This window comes from bacterium, assembly GCA_035295165.1.
GTDB lineage: Bacteria > Sysuimicrobiota > Sysuimicrobiia > Sysuimicrobiales > Segetimicrobiaceae > JAJPIA01.
On sequence record DATGJN010000073.1, the window covers coordinates 81,947 to 101,339 of the forward strand.

19 protein-coding genes are annotated in these 19,393 nt (G+C 69.9%); 9 read left to right on the plus strand and 10 right to left on the minus strand.

Features of this window, described 5'->3' with window-relative positions; all coding sequences use genetic code 11:
* Positions 1 to 31: 31 nt before the first annotated feature.
* From VKZ50_11785 to VKZ50_11800, 4 genes are all read left to right on the plus strand, one after another.
* The gene (locus tag VKZ50_11785; protein ID HLJ60401.1) at positions 32 to 856 is read left to right on the plus strand and encodes a cyclase family protein; all 825 of its coding nucleotides are present in this window, start codon (positions 32 to 34) and stop codon (positions 854 to 856) included.
* A gap of 12 nt (positions 857 to 868) precedes the next feature.
* Positions 869 to 2,050 carry a CaiB/BaiF CoA-transferase family protein gene (locus VKZ50_11790; protein ID HLJ60402.1) on the plus strand — a complete coding sequence of 394 codons (1,182 nt, stop codon included), beginning with the start codon at positions 869 to 871 and terminating at the stop codon, positions 2,048 to 2,050.
* Positions 2,050 to 3,810, plus strand: a complete 1,761-nt coding sequence (gene accA, locus VKZ50_11795; protein HLJ60403.1) for an acetyl-CoA carboxylase carboxyl transferase subunit alpha — start codon at positions 2,050 to 2,052, stop codon at positions 3,808 to 3,810. The genes VKZ50_11790 and accA overlap by 1 nt, the downstream gene beginning before the upstream one ends.
* Before the next feature lie 65 nt (positions 3,811 to 3,875).
* Complete coding sequence (locus VKZ50_11800; GenBank protein ID HLJ60404.1) at positions 3,876 to 4,412, plus strand: hypothetical protein; 537 nt, start codon at positions 3,876 to 3,878, stop codon at positions 4,410 to 4,412.
* 57 nt (positions 4,413 to 4,469) lie between these two features.
* Here the strand turns inward: VKZ50_11800 and VKZ50_11805 are convergent, their stop codons facing one another.
* The 7 genes from VKZ50_11805 to cutA form a co-directional block, all read right to left on the minus strand.
* Entirely contained in the window at positions 4,470 to 4,967 is a 498-nt protein-coding gene (locus VKZ50_11805; protein HLJ60405.1) for a hypothetical protein, read from the minus strand.
* 195 nt (positions 4,968 to 5,162) lie between these two features.
* Positions 5,163 to 6,407: a sugar ABC transporter substrate-binding protein gene (locus tag VKZ50_11810; protein HLJ60406.1), complete on the minus strand. Its 1,245-nt coding sequence runs from the start codon at positions 6,405 to 6,407 to the stop codon at positions 5,163 to 5,165.
* Between the two features lie 245 nt (positions 6,408 to 6,652).
* Positions 6,653 to 7,651 (minus strand): DUF2877 domain-containing protein, encoded by a 999-nt coding sequence (locus tag VKZ50_11815; protein HLJ60407.1) that lies wholly within the window; start codon positions 7,649 to 7,651, stop codon positions 6,653 to 6,655.
* A gap of 66 nt (positions 7,652 to 7,717) precedes the next feature.
* The gene (locus tag VKZ50_11820; GenBank protein HLJ60408.1) at positions 7,718 to 8,380 is read right to left on the minus strand and encodes a (2Fe-2S)-binding protein; all 663 of its coding nucleotides are present in this window, start codon (positions 8,378 to 8,380) and stop codon (positions 7,718 to 7,720) included.
* A complete protein-coding gene (locus VKZ50_11825; GenBank protein HLJ60409.1) occupies positions 8,380 to 9,252 on the minus strand; it encodes a xanthine dehydrogenase family protein subunit M in 873 nt (290 codons plus the stop codon). The genes VKZ50_11820 and VKZ50_11825 overlap by 1 nt, the downstream gene beginning before the upstream one ends.
* Complete coding sequence (locus VKZ50_11830) at positions 9,249 to 9,692, minus strand: carbon monoxide dehydrogenase subunit G (GenBank protein ID HLJ60410.1); 444 nt, start codon at positions 9,690 to 9,692, stop codon at positions 9,249 to 9,251. Before VKZ50_11830 ends, VKZ50_11825 begins: the two co-directional genes overlap by 4 nt.
* Complete coding sequence (cutA, locus tag VKZ50_11835) at positions 9,689 to 12,022, minus strand: aerobic carbon-monoxide dehydrogenase large subunit (GenBank protein HLJ60411.1); 2,334 nt, start codon at positions 12,020 to 12,022, stop codon at positions 9,689 to 9,691. Before cutA ends, VKZ50_11830 begins: the two co-directional genes overlap by 4 nt.
* An 18-nt stretch (positions 12,023 to 12,040) precedes the next feature.
* Here cutA and VKZ50_11840 point away from each other — a divergent pair, with 18 nt between their 5' ends.
* Positions 12,041 to 12,439, plus strand: coding sequence for a GIY-YIG nuclease family protein (locus tag VKZ50_11840; GenBank protein ID HLJ60412.1), 399 nt, complete (start codon positions 12,041 to 12,043; stop codon positions 12,437 to 12,439).
* Between the two features lie 56 nt (positions 12,440 to 12,495).
* Here the strand turns inward: VKZ50_11840 and VKZ50_11845 are convergent, their stop codons facing one another.
* The gene (locus VKZ50_11845) at positions 12,496 to 13,329 is read right to left on the minus strand and encodes an alpha/beta hydrolase (GenBank protein HLJ60413.1); all 834 of its coding nucleotides are present in this window, start codon (positions 13,327 to 13,329) and stop codon (positions 12,496 to 12,498) included.
* 410 nt (positions 13,330 to 13,739) lie between these two features.
* Here VKZ50_11845 and VKZ50_11850 point away from each other — a divergent pair, with 410 nt between their 5' ends.
* From VKZ50_11850 to VKZ50_11865, 4 genes are read left to right on the plus strand one after another with little or no spacing between them, the layout of a single operon-like run.
* Positions 13,740 to 14,717 carry a MoxR family ATPase gene (locus tag VKZ50_11850; GenBank protein ID HLJ60414.1) on the plus strand — a complete coding sequence of 326 codons (978 nt, stop codon included), beginning with the start codon at positions 13,740 to 13,742 and terminating at the stop codon, positions 14,715 to 14,717.
* Complete coding sequence (locus VKZ50_11855; GenBank protein HLJ60415.1) at positions 14,659 to 15,957, plus strand: VWA domain-containing protein; 1,299 nt, start codon at positions 14,659 to 14,661, stop codon at positions 15,955 to 15,957. Before VKZ50_11850 ends, VKZ50_11855 begins: the two co-directional genes overlap by 59 nt.
* Positions 15,954 to 17,138: an XdhC/CoxI family protein gene (locus VKZ50_11860; GenBank protein HLJ60416.1), complete on the plus strand. Its 1,185-nt coding sequence runs from the start codon at positions 15,954 to 15,956 to the stop codon at positions 17,136 to 17,138. Before VKZ50_11855 ends, VKZ50_11860 begins: the two co-directional genes overlap by 4 nt.
* 7 nt (positions 17,139 to 17,145) lie before the next feature.
* Positions 17,146 to 17,757 (plus strand): nucleotidyltransferase family protein, encoded by a 612-nt coding sequence (locus tag VKZ50_11865; protein ID HLJ60417.1) that lies wholly within the window; start codon positions 17,146 to 17,148, stop codon positions 17,755 to 17,757.
* A gap of 57 nt (positions 17,758 to 17,814) precedes the next feature.
* Here VKZ50_11865 and VKZ50_11870 read toward each other — a convergent pair whose 3' ends face one another.
* Both VKZ50_11870 and fdhD read right to left on the minus strand, forming a co-directional pair.
* The gene (locus VKZ50_11870; GenBank protein ID HLJ60418.1) at positions 17,815 to 18,162 is read right to left on the minus strand and encodes a hypothetical protein; all 348 of its coding nucleotides are present in this window, start codon (positions 18,160 to 18,162) and stop codon (positions 17,815 to 17,817) included.
* 70 nt (positions 18,163 to 18,232) lie between these two features.
* Positions 18,233 to 19,159 carry a formate dehydrogenase accessory sulfurtransferase FdhD gene (fdhD, locus tag VKZ50_11875; protein HLJ60419.1) on the minus strand — a complete coding sequence of 309 codons (927 nt, stop codon included), beginning with the start codon at positions 19,157 to 19,159 and terminating at the stop codon, positions 18,233 to 18,235.
* Positions 19,160 to 19,393: the final 234 nt, after the last annotated feature.

Sequence of the window (19,393 nt, forward strand, 5' to 3'; positions counted from 1 at the left end):
GCGCCACATCGGGGAACAGAGGGGGTGTCGCATGGCCTTGAAACCGGCGGACATGAGCCGGGTCCGCGTGCTGGACCTGTCACAGAACTTCAGCGTCGACTCGCCGCCGTTCGCGTACTACGAGGGTCCCACCGTGAAATGGGTCAAGAAGATGGCGTTCGAAGGCGTCAACGCGCAGCTGATCAGCAGTACGAACCACATCGCGACGCACCTCGATTCTCCGCTGCACTTCAACGATCCCGGCCCCGACGTCGCGGGTATTCCGCTCGAGGAGCTGCTCGGGCCGGCGTGCATCGTCGATCTGGCGCAGTTCGGCATCGGGGACTATGACATCTACGGCCCGGAGCACTTCGAGCGGTGGGAGAAGACGTATAAAACGAAGATCCAGCGGGGCGACATCCTGGTGATCCACACCGGGTACCATCACTACTACAACGAGGACTGGTACAAGGTCCGCAACCGGGAGAAGCCCAACTTGCCGCGGGCGTTTCTCCGGCACCCCGGCCCGCAGCTGGAGTTTTGCGACTGGGTCCTCGCGCGGGGGATCCGCTGGCTCGCGATCGACGCGATCTCCACGGACCATCCGTTCAACACCAACGTCCGCCGGGCGCGTCCGGATCTCGTGCCCGAGGTGGAAAAGAAGATCGGGATGCCGATCGACCGGGCGTTTCCCTGGCCCAAGGCGTACCAGGCCACGCACACGTACCTGTTCCCGAAGGGCGTGTTCCACGTCGAGAACGTGGGCGGCATGATCGACGAGGTACTGAACATGCGGCTGTGGTTCGGCGCGTTTCCGTTCCGGTTCAAAGGCGGCGAGGCGGCGTTCTGCCGCTGCTTCGCGTTCGTGCAGCGCTAGCGAGGAGGCACGGTGTACCCTCTCGACGACCTGACGGTGGTGGACCTGACCCGCGCGCTCGCCGGGCCGTACTGCACGATGATGCTCGCCGACCTCGGCGCGCGCGTGCTCAAAGTCGAGACGCCGGGGACCGGCGACGACACACGCGGGTGGGGACCGCCGTTCGTGAACGGCGAGAGCGCGTACTTCCTCAGCATCAACCGCAACAAGGCCAGCGTCACTCTCAACCTCAAGGCGCCGCGCGGGCGCGAGCTGCTGTGGCGCTTGCTCCGGCGCGCGGACGTCCTCGTGGAAAACTTCCGCCCCGGGGCGATGGACCGCCTCGGCTTCGGGTACGACGCGGTGCACGCGGCGGTCCCGCGCCTCGTGTACTGCTCGATTTCGGGGTTTGGGCAGAGCGGGCCGTATCGCGAGCGCGCCGCGTACGACCTCATCGTGCAGGGGATGGGCGGGCTGATGGGCATCACGGGCGAACCCGACGGAGCCCCGATGCGGGTCGGCGTGGCGGTGGCCGATATCTGCGCCGGGATGTTCGCCGCGTACGCGATCCTCGCCGCGCTCCGGGTCCGCGAGCGCACGGGCGCCGGCCAGTGGGTGGACGCCGCGATGCTGGACGGCCAGGTCGCGTGGATGACCTACATGGCCGCGAACTACTTCGCCACCGGGCACGACCCGCAGCGCGTGGGATCGGCCCACACGAACCTGGTGCCGTATCAGCCGTTTCCGACGCGGGACGGTTTCATCAACGTCACCGTGGGGAGCGAGGGGTTGTGGCAGCGGTTCTGCCAAGCGCTCGACGTCCCGATTGCGGCCGATCCTCGGTTTGCCACCAACGCGGAGCGCGTCGCGCACCGGCGGGAGCTGCTTGCTCTGCTGGACCCGGTGTTCCGAACGCGCTCGACCGCGGAGTGGGTCGCCCGGTTCCTGGCGGCGGGCGTGCCGGCCGGGCCCATCTCCCGGATGCACGAGGTCATGGCGGACGCTCAGGTGCGTGAGCGCGAGATGGTGGTCGAACTCGACCACCCGCGGGCGGGGCGCATCCGGGTGAACGGGGTCCCCGTGAAGTTGTCCGACACCCCCGGTGCCGTCCGGACCCCGCCGCCGCTGCTCGGGGAGCACACCGACGCGGTCCTGCGCGAGTTGGGGATCGACGCCGGCGAGATCGCGGCGCTCCGACAGGAGGGCGTGGTCTGATGTTCCGCCGGCGTCGGCCCGCAGCGCAGCCGGTCACGTGCTCGTCGTGCGGCCTGGCCCATCCCGTGGACGCCCTCGCGGCGGCGCTGTACGTGTGCGCGGGATGCGGTCGTTCGTTGGCGATGCCGTCCGCCGCGCGGATCGCCCTGCTCGCCGATCCGCGGACGTTTCGGGAGCTCGACCGGCAGCTGATCTCGGTCGATCCGCTCAGCTTCATCGACCGCAAACCGTACCGCGAGCGCCTGCAGGAGGCGCAGCGGCAGACCGGGCTGCGCGAGGCGGTGACGACCGGCCTCTGCCGGATCGGCGGCCACCCTGTGGTGCTCGCGGTGTTCGATTTCGAGTTCCTGGGTGGGACGATGGGGTCGGTCGTCGGCGAGAAGGTGGCCAACGCGTTCGAGCACGCGGCCCACCGCCGCGTCCCGGTCGTCTGCGTGGCCGCGAGCGGCGGCGCCCGCATGCAGGAAGGCATGTTGTCGCTGATGCAGATGGCGAAGGTGTCGGCGGCCGCGGCGCGGCACGACCGCGCCGGGCTCGCGTTCATTTCGGTACTGACCGATCCGACGTTTGGAGGCGTGACCGCGAGCGTCGCGTCGCTCGGCGACGTGATCATCGCGGAGCCGGCGGCGCAGATCGGTTTCGTCGGACCGCGCGTGATCCAGCAGACGACCGGCGTCGCGCCGCCGCCCGGCTCGCATCAGGCAGAGACACTGTGTCGCAACGGGTTGCTGGACCTCATCGTGCCCCGTGCACAGCTGCGGGAGACGATCGCCTACCTCGTGGCCCATCTCAGCCGTCTGCCGGTGGCGCGCGGCCGCGCGGACCGGCTGCCGCCCGGCGTGGAGCAAGGGCCGCTGCCGGCGTGGGACGAAGTCCGCCTCGCACGGCACACCGCCCGCCCCACGGCGCTCGACTACATCGGCCACATGGCCACGGGGTTCGTCGAGTTGCACGGTGACCGCCAGGGCGGCGACGACCCGGCGATCGTGGGCGGGGTCGCAGAGATCGACGGGCAGCCGGTGATGATCATCGGGCACGAGCGCGGCGGGACGCCCGAGGCCCTGGAAGCGCGCCACCGGGGGGCCGCCGGCCCGAGCGGCTACCGAAAGGCGCTCCGCTTGATGGAGCTCGCCGCGAAGTTCCGGATTCCGGTGATCACGTTGATCGACACCCCCGGTGCCGATTCCAGCTATGAGGCGGAGCGGCACGGGATCGCGCAGGCGCTGGCGCACACGCTGGCCACGATGACCGTGCTGCCCACCCCGATCGTGTCGGTGATCATCGGCGAGGGTGGGAGCGGGGGCGCGCTTGCCCTCGGCGCCGCCGACCGGGTGCTGATGCTCGAGCACGCCATCTACTCGGTGATCTCGCCCGAGGGCGCCGCGGCGATCCTGTACCGGGATACCGCCCAGGCCGTTGCGCTCTCAGAGGCGCTCAAGCTCACCGCGCAGGATCTCCGACGGCTCGGCGTGATCGATGTGGTCGTCCCCGAGCCCGTGGGAGGCGCGCATGTCGACCACGCCGCGGCCGCGGCTGCGCTGCGGCGCCACCTGGTCGCGTCGCTGAGAACTCTGCGGCGCGTCGCGCCCGAGAAGCTGCTGGGCCGGCGGTACGCGAAGTACCGGCACATCGGCCGCACCGGCGTGTACTGGCGGGAGATCGTGCGGGCGGAGATGCAGGACGCGCTGGACTCGATCGCCCGGCGGTTCCCCAGGGGCGAGGGGCCGTCGCGACGGGCGACGGGCGCCCCGCAGGGCTAGTGGTGTCTCCGACCGCCACCGCCCGTTCCACGCGGCCTCGGGGCGCGCGCGCGGACCTCGGGGCGGTGTTCGCACGAGCGGGCGCGATCGTGTGGCTCCTGGTGGCGCTCGCGGCGATCTCGGCGGCACGGTCGCCCGCCGAGCTCTTCCTTATTGCGCCAGGAGAAGGCATCGGCGCGCTCCACCTGGGCATGACCCTCGGAGAAGCGGAAGCCACAATGCGGCGGCCCAAATCGACGTTCCCCCTCGCGAACGGCGAGGATACGATCCACACGTGGTTTGCCACGGTCCGCAACGCGGACGGAACCGTCGCGATGGGGGGCGCGGGCGGTTTGTACGCGGTCGTGGACGCGTCAGGGAAGATCCGACAAGTGGGCGCGCACTACGCACCGCGCTACATGACATCCAACGGGCTGCACACCGGTGTCGCCGAGGCGACGGTGCGAGCGGTCCTTGGGGAACCGCCGAACGTTTACCCCCAGCAGGGCTACCACGAGCTGGCCTACCCCGCGCTCGGCATCACGTGCTCGATCGTGGACGATCAGCGGATTGGTGGATACAAGACCGTGTATGAGATCGTTGTGTACCCGCCCACGCAGTGAAGCCGCAGGGGCCGGGACGCGCGGACGTGCCCAGCCCCTGCGCGATGGTGTGCGTCTCTACCAGCCGTTGCTGCTCTTGGTGGTTCCCCCGTTGGACGTGCTCGGGCCGGGCGACATCGCCGCCTTGAGATCGACCGATGCCACCCACCATTTGCTGGCCACACCCTGGCCGTTGGCTTGACCCGCGGCGGTATCCGCGGAGTAGCGGTACAGCAGATGGCCGTTGTACGCCACCTGCGAGCCGTTTGCCGTCTTGACCAGCGACAGCTTTCCCGGGAGCGGGTCCTCCGCGGTTGGCGCGGACGCGCTGAGGAGCGGGGGCCAGGCCGACGCGCAGCCGGCGGTGCACGCGCTCTGCGTCGGGGTGTCCGAAGCGAAATAATACAAGGTCATGCCCTTCGCGTCCGTCAGGATCTTGGCTTGCTTGCCTCCCACGGTGACCATCCCCGTCTCCACCGTGTACGCGGCGGCGGCGTAGCCGCCGACCGCGGCGAGTCCGGCGATCACGCTGACGCCTGCGAGCAACACGAACAATCCACGTACCCTCCTATGCATGAAGCGTCCCCCTTGTGCGACGTATCGGACGAACGCATGGCGCACCCGCGTCCATGCACCATGGTGCGATCCGGGGTTCACGAGGGCGTCAACGATCCGTAACAAACCTGCCACGCGCGCGGGCGAGGCGGCGCGGGGCCGGGCGGTCTGTCTCGGGGCCGTGCGTCGAGTGACGGTCGCGGACGTGGCTACGGGTCAGAGCCGGCTGTTCCACTCTCTCGTGGCCCACGACAGCGCCTGCGCGGGCGTCATGCGGCCGAAGAACGCGTTCTCCACGGCCTCGCGGAAGATGCGGAAGAGTTCATCGCTGTGGGGTGTGACGATGGTGAGGTCGCGCGCGATCCCGAGCTCCCGCGCGGCGATCGCGCGGCCGCGGTCCACGGGGGTGGTCCCGGCCTGGGTGAAGTACGGATCGGCCGCGGCCGCGCGGGTGGAGGGAAAAGCCACGACGACATGGGAGAACGCGAGCTGATTTTCATCGTTCGTGACGAACAGCGCGAAGTCGACCGCCTCGGCGCGGTGGCGGCTCGCGGTCGGCACGGCCAGATCCATCGTCGGCAGGTCGAGCACGTGTCCAAGCCCGATCGGCTCCGGGGCGACCAGGGTCTCGCGGTAGACGTCCGGACCGTCCGAGCGCACCCGGAGCAGAAACTCGGGACCGGTCACGAGCATCGCCAACTGCCCGGCAGCGTATCGTTCGGTGGCGCCGAGATACCCGCGCCGCAGGGTGTCGGCGGGGAACAGGTCGTGCTTGAATGCATCGACGTATCGCGCGAGCAACGCCACGTGGGCCGGACTGTCGAAGACCGCGCGGTGCCCGTCCGGGCTGAGCACCGGCAGTCCGTCTTCCTGGAACAGCGTGAGCAGCCGGGTCGTGTCGACGTTCGGCATGAACCCATACACGCCGGTCTTCTGCTTGATCGTCGCCGCAGTTTGGATGAACTCGTTCATCGTGCGCGGGGGATGGGCCGGGTCCAACCCCGCCCGCCGGAACAGCGCTTGATTGTAAGCGAGCACATCGGGCTCCACGTACCACGGGATGCCGTAGGCGCGACCCTGGACGCGCAGCGACGCCCAGACATTGGCGAAGTAGCGGGCCCGTGTGGTCTCGGGGACGGCGGCATCCATATCCACCAGCGCGTGGACCTGGGCCATGCGGATCGTGATCTCGGTGTTCAGGTTCACGACGTCGGGTGCGACGCCCCCCGCGATCGCGGCAAGGAGCTTCTGGTCGAGGGCTTCCAACTGCAGGTCGATCCAGCGGACACGCACGCCGGGATGCACATGTTCGTACCGGGCGATCGCGTCCTGGACGTAACTCGTAAGCAACGGCTGGAGGGAAATCGTCCAGAACTCGAGCTGTGCCTGTGATCCCGCGGAGGCGGCGCCGGCTCCGAGCAGAAGCGCGAGTACGGCGGCGACGGCCAAGCGGCGTCTCATCGGCTGGCTCCCTCAGGGCGACTGGTGGCGCTCTTCGGCGTCGCGGAGACCCGTCCCCACTGCCCGTGCAACGTGGAGGGAACACTCGGCATGCTTCGTCCCTCTCCACTCACGATAGTGCTTGCCATCGGTGTCGGCGCTGCCCCAGCGTGTGCAACACGGGGCGGTGCTTCCCGCGGTCTCCGGGAGCACGAGAGGCCACCTGCGCTCTGCCGTGGCGACGGACGATGGCCGGTGTGGGAGCGCTAGGCGCGGGCGTCGCCCGCCGGCGGCGTGGGCCCCGACGGCTGCGCCCCGACGTTGGGGAGGACCGTCTCCGTCCACGGGAGCGGCGCGATCCGGTAGATCGCCCCGAGCCCGCCGATGAATCCTGCGAGCATGTCCGCCCCGGATGTTTCCCCGATCTCGGTCACGCCCCGGGCCGCCGCGCCCGCGCCCGCCGCATCCCCGGCCGCGATCGCGCCGATGAGGGGGTGCCAGCGATCGCTCACCTCGCCCGCATATGCTGCCCGGAGATACGCCGCGCTGATCTCATGCGTGCGCGGCGCGGCCGTCTCCACGAGCAGTCCGGCAATCTCGGCCAGCACCGGATCGGGGCGCTGCTCGTGGGCGAGCGCGAGCGCGATGAGGACGCCTGCGAGGAAGTCGTCCCCGGACGGCGTGAGGCCCGGGCCGAGCCCCGCGAGCGACGACGTGACGACCTTCAAACTTCGACGATTCCGCTGGCCGAGCGCGTCGACGAGCCCCGCGATCAGCGCGTGGCTGCGCGGGAAGTGCGTGACCTCTTGCATCGGCGCGGGGAGATCCTCATCTTGCAGGTGGGGGAGCAGGCGCGCCAGGCTCTCGGTCGGAGACGCGCCGACGGCCGCCTGGTAGGCCGCGACCAGGCAGCGAGACAGCGCCAGCTCGTCCGCGGCGAGACCGGGATACGCTTTGGGATCCCACAGCGTCGCAGCGCCGAGCCCGATCCGCACCGCGTCCCCGATGGTGACATAGTCGCCCGTGCCGGCGGCCGGTGTCCCCACCGACAGTTCGTGGAACGCCGAGGCAGGGACAGCGGGGATCACCAAGTTGAGAGGGCCGTTGCCGAGGGGCTGCTGGACCACCGCGGAGATGCTGCCGTCTTCATCCACGAGATAGCAGCTGCGCGAATGCACGGCGAGCACCTCGCCGCTCCACCCCGGCTCGCGCAGTGCCCGCGCCACCCGCCAGCTCATCGAGAGCGCTTGAGTCTCGTGCGTCATACGTGCCCCCATTATGGCACGCGGGCGCCCGTCGTGCACGGCTGGCCTGCGGTCCGTGTCCACGGGTCAGGACCGCCGTCGTTTCGCCGGGCGCGACTGGTCCCGGGCGCCTTTCCGGCGAGTTCCGCTGGCCGCGCGTGTCTTCTTCGAGACGGGCGGGTTCGGCGCGTCGGACGCCGAGGCGCACTCGGGCTGCGTCGCCGGAGCGGGCACCGCGACCGACCTGGCAAACGCCGGCCACGCGTCGGGGTGCGCACCGGAGGCCAGCGTATCCGCCGCGGCGGCCACCGCCTTGACGATGTTCTGGTACCCGGTGCAGCGGCACAGGTTGCCGGCGAGCGCCTCGCGGATCTCCCGCTCGCTCGGCCGCGGGGTGTCCCGGAGAAACGCCAGGGTGGTCATCAAGAATCCCGGCGTGCAGAAGCCGCATTGCAGCGCGTGCTGCTCCCAATAGGCCTGCTGGATCGGATGAAGCCGGTTGCCGTCGGCGAGCCCTTCGACCGTCATCAGCTCCGCGCCCTCGGCCTGCACGGCGAACATGAGACACGATCGAACCGCTTCGCCGTCCATGAGAATCGTGCACGCCCCGCACACGCCGTGCTCACATCCGAGGTGGGTACCGGTGAGGCCGCACTCTTCGCGGATGAAGTCGGCCAGCGTTTTGCGCGGTTCCGCGCGGCCCGTGTGCGTCCGGCCGTTGATGCGCAGCGCGATCTCGCGCACCGCCATCACGCCGCCTTCGCCGTTCGCGCGCAGGCCTCGGCCAGTGCCCGCCGCGTCAGGACGCCCGCGACGTGGCGACGATACTCCGCGGACGCGTGGATGTCGCCCTCCGGATCGATCTCCTCGCGGACGGCGTCAGCGGCCTCGGTCCACAGGGCGTCGGCAGGCGCCCGGCCCGCCAACGCCCGCTCGGTTCGCACCGCGCGCATCGGCGTCGGCCCCACACCGGTGAGCCCGATCCGGGCCTCAGCGATTCTTCCCCGACGCACGGCGAGCACGACGCCGACGCCGGCGAGGGCGAAGTCGCCGTGTCGTCTCGCGATCTCCATCCACGACCACCCGGCATCCTCTGGAAGCGTGGGGAAGCGGGCCTCCGTCAGCAACTCGCGCGGGTCGAGGGACGTGGTGAGGTACGACACGAAGAACTCATCTGCCGGAATGGTCCGGGTTCCGTCGGGCCCGACGGCCGTGACCGTGCCCCCGAGCGCCGCGAGCACCGCGGTCAGTTCGGCGGCGGGATCGGCGTGGGCGAGGCTCCCGACCACGGTGCCGCGGTTCCGGATCTGCACGTGGCCCACGAGCTGGAGCGCCGCGTGGAGCAGCGGGCACCGCGCCGCAACGATCGCGGACCGCTCCGCGCTCCGCTGCCGGCAGAGCGCCCCGACGCGCAGGGCGTCGCCGTCCGGCGTGAGATGGTCCAACGCGTGGATGCGGTTGATGTCGACGATCACGGCCGGTCTCGCCAAGCGCATATTCATCAGCGGCACCAGGCTCTGCCCACCGGCGAGTACCTTCGCCTGGTCGCCGTGGGCCTCGAGCAGCCCCAGGGCCTCCTCGACGGTGTCTGGCGCGTGGTACTCGAACGCGGCCGGCTTCATACGTCCTCGCCGAGATGCTGTTCGAGACACTTGAAGAACTGTCCGATCAGCATCTTGCCCACCCCCCCGAGCATCCGCTGGCCGACGCCGGCGATCAGCCCGCCGATTTGCATGTCACCGGTCCACTTCAGCAGGGTCCCCTCGCCCTGCGGCTCAAGGTCGACCAACCCCACGCCCTTCATGAACCCCGTGCCACCGCTGCCCTCCAGGACGAGCATGTAGTGCGACGGCGCCCGTTTGTCCGAAATCGTGAGCGTGCCCTTGTACGTCCCCTTCACCGCGGCGATTCCGACGTTCAGCGTGGCCTCGTAGTGGTCCGGTTCGATCTCCTTAAGTTCTTTCAGCCCTGGCGTGCATCGGCGGAGCGCGTCGGGATCGTTGATCATCTTCCACACGGTCTCGATCGGAGCGGCGAGCGTATTCGTGCCTTCGAGTTTCATGGGCTCCTCCGGCCTTCGACGATGAGCTGCCGCAGCCGGCTCGGGCTGAGCGGCGCCTCTGTGATATGGATTCCAAACGGAGCGAGTGCGTCCTCCACGGCCTGCACGACCACCGCGGCGACGGGGATCACGCCCGCTTCTCCGGCGCCCTTGACGCCGAGAGGATTCAGCGGCGACGGCGTCTCCAGGTGCGCGATGGCGAGCGGCGGCATCTCCGCGGCGGTGGGCAGCAGGTAGTCCATGAACGTCGTGCTGAGCGGTTGGGCCTGGTCGTCGTAGGCGAGCTTCTCCCAGAATGCGCCCCCGAGCCCCTGCGCGACACCCCCCTGGATCTGCCCCTCCAGGATCAACGGGTTGATCACCCGCCCGCAGTCGTGGACGACGACGTAGCGCTCGATCGTCAGCCCGCCCGTCTCGGCGTCCACCTCGACGACGCACGCGTGCACGCCGTTGCTGAACGCGCCCTGGGACGGCGCGAAGTACCGGACCGCCTCGAGCCCGGGACCTTCCCACTCCTTCGGCATCGCGAACCGGAGCGGGTTCGCGGCACGGGCGAGGGCACCCAGCGTCACGGAGCGGCTGGCCACGCCGCGTACAAATGCGTTCCCGTTGCTGAGCTCGATCTCCTCGGGCGGCGCCTCCAGGAGCGACGCGGCGACGATGCGCGCCTTGTCACGGACGGCCTTCGCCGCCAGGGCGACAGCGTTCCCGGCCACGGTCGCGGCGCGGCTCGCAAAGGTCCCGGTCCCCCAGCCGAACAGTCCCGTGTCGCCCGTGCGCACCGTCACGTCCCGCGGCGACACGCCGAGCACGTCCGCGGCGATCTGGGCGAACGTGGTCAGGTGTCCCTGTCCCTGCGTGCCCACGCCCGTGGCGACGAAGACGCGTCCGGAGGGCTCGACGGTGATGCGGGCGCCCTCGTACGGACCGATGCCGGTCCCTTCCACATAGCACGCCACGCCGCACCCGAGCAACCGGCCCGCGGCCCGCGCGGTGCTCTGCCGCGCGTCCCAGCCGCTGTAGTCGATCAGTTCGAGCGCGCGGTCGAAGCATGCCGGGTAGTTTCCGCTGTCGTACCGCAGTGGGGCGTTATCCTGGTAGATGAGCCCAACGTCGTACGGGAACTCGTCCGGTTGAATGAAGTTGCGCCGACGCACCTCGGCGCGATCCACACGGAGTTCGCGCGCGACGCGGTCGAGCAACCGCTCCATGACGAAGACCCCGTGCGGACGTCCGGCGCCGCGGTAGGGGCTGACCATCGTCTTGTTCGTGAAGACGGCGCGAAACTCGCAGTGGTAGTTGGGGACCCGGTACGGGCCCGGTAGCGTGGTGCTCGCCACGATCGGCACGATCAGGCCATACGGGATGTACGCGCCGGCGTCGTACAAGAAAATCGTTCGGACGCCGAGGATTCCTCCGTCGGAGTCGACGGCGATCTCGGCGTCGTGGATCTGTTCCCGCTCCTGATTCGTCGCGACGAGGTGTTCGCGGCGGTCCTCGATCCACTTCACCGCGCGCCCGAGTCGCATCGCGGCGAACGGGACGAGGATCTCCTCCGGGTAGAACATCATGATCTTCGGGCCGAATCCGCCGCCGACGTCCGGGGCGACAACGCGGACGTCCTGTTCGGCGAGGCCGAGCATCTGAGCGAGTCCGTTTCGGATCGGGATCGGCGCCTGGGTGCTGTCCCAGATGTCCAGCCGGCGGGTGCGTGCGTCCCACGACGCAACGACCCCGCGGGTCTCCATCGGACACGAGGCGCCGCGATCGATGACGAAGCGCTCGCGGAAGCGATGGGCGGCCTGGGCAAACGCGGCGTCGACATCGCCGACGCGCTGCGTGTAGTGCGCGCAGATGTTCGAGTCCATGTCGTCATGCACGCGCGGCGCGCCGGCCGCGGCCGCCGCCTCGAGCGTGGCCGCGGCCGGAAGCGGTGTGTAGTCGACCTCGATCAAGTCGCAGGCATCCTCGGCGGCGTACCGGCTCTCCGCGACGACGAACGCCACGGGTTCGCCGACATAGCGCACGGTGTCCGGCGCGAGCGCGTGCTGGGTCTTCTGGTGCGTCAGCGCGGGATGGGGGATGAGCTTCGGCAGCGGGTCGCCGAGCGTCCCGAGATCCGCGTGCGTGAACACCGCGAGCACCCCCGGCGCAGTCCGCGCCCGCCGCGCGTCGACGCGCCGGAGCCGCGCGTGGGCGTGCGGACTCCGCAGGACCGCGCCGTGGACCATGCCGGGCAGGCGCACGTCGTCCACGAACAGGCCGCGTCCGGTGAGGAGAGCCGGATCTTCGTTGCGCGTGACGCGGGCTCCGAAGTAGCGCGTGCTCATAGGGGAGTCTATCCTTCGATGGGCCCCAACACGATTCCTATACCAGGGGGGCGCCCGCTTCGCGCGAATCTCCTCCCGGTGATGGACCGCACGCCACGCCGCGTCACCGCACGGTACTTCGCCTACCTGCTTCGTTGCGGGGACGGGACGTTCTATGCCGGCTACACGATCGACCTGGACCGGCGTCTCGACGCGCACCGCCGGGGCGGTGCGCGGTACACGCGCGGGCGGGGTCCGTGGGAGTTCGCGGCGGTGTGGCGGTGTCCCACGCGGCGCGCGGCGCTGCGGCTCGAGCGGCTGCTCAAGCGCGTGGGCCGGCCGCGTCGACTGCAACTCGCGCAGGGCGCCCCCCTGTCGGCGTTGGTGCCAGCGGCGGTGGGTCTGGGCGCGCGCCGCGTCATCCTTCGGGGCGCCTGAACGCCGCGCGGACCGAGCGGTCCGCCGCCGTGGCCGTCCACACCGGGGCAGCCGCGCTACTCGGCGGCGAAGAACTGGTGCAGTTCCTTGTAGGTTTCCGCCGGCGCTTCCTCAGGGAGGAAGTGGCCGCAGTCGAGCGCGCGACCCCGCACGTCGTCCGCCCAGTCGCGCCAGATCGCCAAGACGTCGTACCACCGCTCCAGCATGCCGCGCCGGCCCCACAGGGCGAGCACCGGACACGCGATGCGTCGTCTCCCGCGGTCCGCCTCGTCCAGCGAGAAGTCGATCGTCGCCCCGGCTCGATAGTCCTCGCACATCGCGTGGATCGTGTCGCGCTTGTGGAAGCAGCGCGTGTAGTCCTGGAGCGCGTCGGGCGCGAAGAGGTCGCGCTGGCGCAGATAGTAGGCGTCCGGGTCGGCGCCGATCATCCGTTCCGGTAGATCATACGGCTGCGCCAGGAAGAACCAGTGCCAGTATCCCAGGCCGAACGACATGTTCGCGCGCCGGTAGGCCTCCCCGGTCGGCACGATGTCGAGCACCGCGAGCCCGCGCACGCGATCGGGATGATCGAGCGCCATCCGATAGGCGACCCGCCCGCCGCGGTCGTGACCGGCCACGAAGAACTGCTCGAAGCCGAGCCGGCGCATCACCTCGATCTGGTCGAGCGCCATCCGGCGCTTGGAATACGGGGCGTGGTCCGGTGTCGTCGGTGGCTTGCTGCTGTCGCCGTACCCGCGTAGATCGGCGGCGACCACGGTGAAATCCCGCGCCAGCAGCGGCGCGAGATGGTGCCACATCACGTGTGTCTGCGGATGGCCGTGCAGGAGCAGCAGTGGGGGGCCGCTGCCGCCGTGCCGCGCGCGGATCACCGCTTCCCCCGTCTCGATCATGGCCAAGGTGAAGCCGTCGAATATCGACTCGGTCCCCGCGACGCCGGGCGTTCCTTCGCGGGCCTTGGCCCGCTGCCGGCGACCGCACGGGACGATCGTAGCGTTCGGGCGCGGTCGGCACAAGGGGCTCCGGTATCGAGTCCAGTCGGCACGCGTCACGGCACCGCGTCGTGGCCGCGTCCAACGCGCCGGCGGAGGGGCGCGCGCCCACCGGCGTTGGACCCACGCGGTCGGCGTGAGACGGGCACCGCGGGCCCCCGCGCGCAACCGTCGCTTCCGTCGGCGCCCTGAAGGGGCGGCCGGGACTCACAGGCAGGGGTGCAGGCGTTATGCTAAAATGTACTGGTTTATGCGACGTGGCGGCGCGGCCGCCCACGGTATGGATCTCACCCGTTGAAAAGGAGTTCCGGATGGTGTCTGCGTCTCGTCCACCTGTAGAGTTCGGCGGCATTCCCCAAATCTTGGATATTCTGAAGTCGCAAGGGTATATTGCGGGTCGAGACCTGGCCACGTCGGTGCACCTCAGCGTCGTGCTGAACAAACCCTTGCTCATCGAAGGAGAGGCCGGCGTCGGGAAGACCGAGGTCGCCAAGGTCATGGCGCGCGCGCTGGACACGGACCTGATCCGGCTGCAGTGCTACGAGGGGCTCGACGTTCACACCGCGCTCTACGAGTGGAACTACCAGCGGCAGATGCTGCGCATCAAGCTCGAGGAGACGAACGGGCGGCCGGTGGAGGAGAAGGAGCACGTCATCTTCAGCGAGCCGTTTCTCCTGAAGCGCCCGCTGTTGCAGGCGATCACGGCCGAGCGCGCGCCCGTGTTGTTGATCGACGAGGTGGACCGCGCGGACGAGGAGTTCGAGGCGTTTCTGCTCGAGGTCCTCTCGGACTTTCAGGTGAGCATCCCCGAGATCGGGACGATTCGGGCGCGACAGATTCCGTACGTGGTGCTCACCAGCAACCGCACGCGCGAGTTGAGCGACGCACTGCGCCGCCGTTGCCTGTACCTCTGGATCGACTACCCGACGTTCGAGAAAGAGTTGCGGATCGTCCACACGAAGGTGCCGCAGATCAACGACGATCTCGCGAACCAGATCTGCGCGTTCATGCAGCTCGTCCGGACTGCGTCGCTGTCGAAGGTCCCCGGCGTCGCCGAGACGCTCGACTGGAGCGCGGCGCTCATGGCGCTGCACCGCGATCACCTGGATGCTCAGGCGGTCGAGGAGACCCTCGGATGCCTCTGCAAGGACCAGGAGGACGTGGTGCGCGTTCGCGCGCAGTACCTCGGCCCGATCCTGGAAACGATCAACACGATAGGCACGAGCGGCGATGGCTGGACCTCCGAGCGGATCGCTTCCCTCGCTGCCCAACTCCCCAAGGCCCGCTGACGCGGGCGGCGGTGCGCCGCTGCGGCATCCGCGGCGGGTCCGTCCCGGGAACCTGGCCGCGAACGTTACGCTCTTCGGCCGGCGGCTGCGCGGGCGGGGATTGCTCGTGGGACCGGCGGAGATCGGCGATGCCCTCCGAGCCTTGACCTCCGTGAACGTTGGCGATCGCGAAGAAGTGCGGCTGGCGCTCCGGACGGTCTTCGCGTCCTCCACCTCCGATCTCTCCGTCTTCGACGAGGAGTTCGCGCGGTTCTGGAGTGAGCCGGTCGTTGCGGACGCGCCTGCGATGCCGGACGCTGACGAGGGCGAGACGTCCGGCCCCGACGCCGGGCCCGGCGGCGAAGAGCGCTCAGAGTTGAGCGTGACCGACTGGTCGGGCGAGGAAGGGGCTCCCGACGACGAGCGGTCTGTGCCGGCGTACAGTCCGGCGGAGGTCCGGGCGCGCAAGGACTTCAGCGCGTTCTCCGCCGACGACCTTGCGGCGATCTCGGAACTGATCGTGTTGATCGCGCGGCGAATCGCGACGCGGCTGTCGCGGCGGATGCGGGCGGCGCGCCGGGGCACGCTCGTGGATTTGCGGCGGACCATGCGCCACAGCCTGCAGTTCGGCGGGGACGCGGTCGAGCTCTTGTGGCGGCGACGCCGGATCCGGAAGGCCAAGCTCGTGCTGCTGTGTGACGTCAGCGGTTCCATGGACATCTACAGCCGGTTTCTCGTGCAGTTCGTCTACGCGCTGCAGGACGCGCTCGGCCGGGTCGAGTCCTTCCTGTTCAGCACGTCGCTGACACGGGTCACCGACGCGCTCCACCGACGGGACATCAGGCAGGCGCTTGCGGAGGCGTCCCGGCGGGTGCCCGACTGGTCCGGCGGAACGAAGATCGGCGCAAGTCTGCGCATGTTCAACGAGACGTACGGGCGGCGGGTGCTCGATCCGCGTACGATCGTCGTGATCTGCAGCGACGGATGGGACACAGGCGATCTCGGAATTCTCGTGGATGCGATGCGCGCGCTCCGCGCCCGGGCGGGCAAGGTCATCTGGCTGAACCCCCTGCTCGGCAGTCCGGGGTACGAGCCCGTCACCCAGGGTATGAGCGCCGCGCTGCCCTATGTGGACGTGTTCGCGTCTGCGCACAACATTCGGAGTCTACGGGATTTGGAGCGACACCTGCGGGGGCCTCGCCGGTACACCGGCCCGCGGCCCGCCGCGCTGGCGAGGAGCCTCGGAGGAAAGCCGTCATGAGGGAGCTTCGGGATATTCTGGATCGCCTCGTGGCACTGCGCGCCCGAGGGGAGAAGGCGGCGATCGCCACGGTTGTACGCGTCCGTGGATCCACCTATCGGCGCGAGGGAGCCCGCCTGCTGATCCTGGCCGACGGTCGGACGGAAGGCTCGATCAGCGGAGGATGCCTGGAAGGCGACGTCGCCGAGATCGCCCGTGAGGTGCTGGCGACCGGTCAACCGCGCCTCGTCAACTACGATCTGACCTCCGACGATGATGCGGTGTGGGGATTGGGGCTCGGGTGCAACGGCGCGATCGACGTGTTCATCGAGGCCGTCGCGGACGCCCGCGCCGACGAGGCGGTCGCGCTGCTCCGCGACAGCGTGGAGCACCGGCGGACGATCGCGCTCGTCACCGTACTGACGGCCGCGCCCGGGGGTGCCGTCCCCGGCGCGCGCGTGTGCGTGCCGGCGGACGGGGAGGTGCGGGGTACGCTCGGCGGCGGGCTGGACGCGCGCGCCCTGGCAGCGGCCCGGAAACAGCTCGCCGCGGGACGCTCAGCGGTGTTGTCGCTGGAGGCGCTCGGTGGGACCGCGGAGGTATTCGTGGAGGTGGTGACCCCGCCGGTACCGCTGCTGATCTGCGGCGCCGGGCATGACGTGTTGCCGGTGGTACGGCTCGCCCACCAGCTCGGGTGGTGGGTCATGGTCGCCGACAGTCGCGCGGCGTACGCGACGCGCGACCGCTTTCCGGACGCGGACGAGGTCGTGCTGGCCGACGATGCCGAGGTCGCGACCAAGGTGCGCATCGACCGCGACACGTTCGTCATCCTGATGACGCACAACTACCTGCACGACCTGGCGCTCTTGCGCGGGCTGCTCGCGACCCCTGCGCGCTACATCGGCCTGCTCGGGCCGCGGCGGCGGACCGAGCGCCTCCTCTCCGACCTCCAGAAAGAGGGGGCCGCTCTGGACGACGAGGGGCGCGCCCGGCTCTTCGCTCCGGTGGGCCTGGATCTCGGGGCCGAGACGCCCGAGGAGATCGCGTTGAGCATCCTCGCCGAAGTGCTCGCCGCGCGCAACGCACGCAACGCGTTGCGGCTGCGGGATCGCCAGGGCCCGATCCACCACACCACCGAGGAACCCCCGGCGCCGGTGGGCGCGCCGGTGCCGGTTCGGAACGTGGTCGTGTGCCAGGACTGACGCCCGCATGATCGCGGCGCTCGTGCTCGCCGCTGGGCGCGCCGTGCGGATGGGCTCGCCCAAACTTCTTGCTCGGGTCGGGGGACACACGTTGCTCGAGCGGGTGATCGCCGCGGCACGCGCGTCGCGGTGCGGCGACGTGCTCGTCGTGCTCGGGGCAGGCGCCGACGAGACCGGGAAGGTGGCGGGTGAGGCGGGCGCGCGGACCATGCTGAACCCGCGGTACGTCGAGGGGATGGGGACGTCCGTCGCCGCCGGTGTCGCGGCACTGCCCGCGTCGTGCGAAGCCGTGGTCGTGCTTCTGGGGGACCAGCCGTTTGTGACACCTGCGATCATCGACGCCTTGATCGATGCGCACCGGTCGACCGGCCAGCCGCTCGTTGCGTCGCGCTACGGGACGGTGCGGGGAGCGCCGACGCTGATCGCCCGGTCGATGTTCGACGAGGCGAAGTGTCTCAGCGGCGATACCGGCGGCCGTCCGCTACTGCAGCGGCATCCGGATCTCGTGGCCGAGGTGGATCTCGGGGTGGGTGCTGCCGTGTGGGACGTGGACACGCCCGAAGATCTCGAGCGGGCGCAACAGATGTCGGCCGGTGGGATTCCGCCGGCCGACCGATAGCGCGGCGGACGCGACCGCCCCGCGGGGGCCCCGTCCGCCTATCCGCCGCCTACGCGCCTACCACTCGTCGTCGTGCTGCGGGCTCCAGTCGTCCTCCTCGTCCTCGACGATCTGGCTGCGCGGGTCCTCGTCCTCGTTCAGCCAGTCGAGGTCTTCGTCTTCCTCCGCGTGCACCACGTGCACCTGATCCCGGCGGAGCTCGTCGGATTTGGGGGTCGACTCAATCCCCTGGCTTGCCGCCCCGCGTGCCGCGAGGCGCTTCCGCTCGACGGTAGGCCTGGCCGCCGGCTTCGTCGCGCGGGCGCTCGCCGTCTTCTTGCCGGTGCGGGTGGCCGCTCGCGACGCTGGTTTGGCCGCGCGTGCCGTACCCGCTTTTCGCCCGCGTGTCGACGCCTTCCGGGTCATGCCACCACCTCCATCCCAAATGTCACGATGTCTATTATAGCCAACAAGTCAAGCGCTGCAACGGCACAGATCACACCGCGGGCGTGTGTGGATCCTCGGGCAGCCGGATCCGTTGCGTGTTCGTATAGACACTGAACCGGCCGTCGCGCACGAACCCCACGAGCGTGATCCCAAACGCGGCGGCGACGTCGCAGGCGAGGCTCGACGGCGCCGAGACCGCGGCGACGACCGGGATCCCCGCAGCCGCGGCTTTCTGGACGATCTCAAAGCTGGCGCGGCCGCTGACCATCAGCACGTGGCGGTCCAGGGGTAGGCGGCGCCCCAGGAATGCGTGCCCGACGAGCTTATCCACGGCGTTGTGGCGGCCGACGTCCTCGCGAAGCGCCACCAGGTGCCCCGAGGCGTCGAACGCGGCGGCCGCGTGGAGCCCTCCGGTCTTCGCGAACAACGCCTGCGCGTCGCGCAGCCGCGTCGCGATCGTGCGGAGCGACCGGCCGTCGACCGCGAATCCGTTGTCCCGGACCGGCGCGACTCCGCGCACGTGAATCGCGTCGATCGACCCCTTCCCGCAGACACCGCAGCTGGAGGTCGTGTAGAAGTTTCGCGTCACGCGATCCGCATCGAACGTCGCGCCCGGCCTGAGGAACACGCTTACGATGTTGTACTGTTGATCCCCGTCAAGCCTCGCGTCGGTGCAGTAGCTGATCGTTTTCACGTCCTCGGAGGCCCGCACAACACCCTCCGTGAACAGGAAGCCGGCCGCAAGCTCGAAGTCGTGCCCCGGTGTCCGCATCGTGACGGAGACCTGCACGTGCGCGCCTCCGTCCGGAGGGTGCAGCCGGATCTCGAGCGGTTCCTCCGTGGCCAGCACGTCGGTCCGCGCGCGTGCGGCACCATCGGACACCTGGATAACCCGGCGCCGCACGGTGTTGGTTCGAACGGCGTGCGTGACGGGATCGTGGGTGGGGCTCTGCGGTCGATTCACACGGCTGGTCATTCACGCCACCATGGCCGACGCCGACGGGATGGGGGGGCGCCGTCCGTCATCGTGATGCTAGCACCGGCAGGTCGACACCGTCAACGCACCGCTGGGGTACTTGACAACCGGGCTGGACGTGGCACTCCAGGGTACACTCCTGCTCGGCTCGGTCCTGGTCTGCGGAGGCGGCGACAGGGCTGGGCCGGGCCGGGGGTCTCAGGGCTGGGCCGGGCCGGCTGGTCCTGGGCTGGG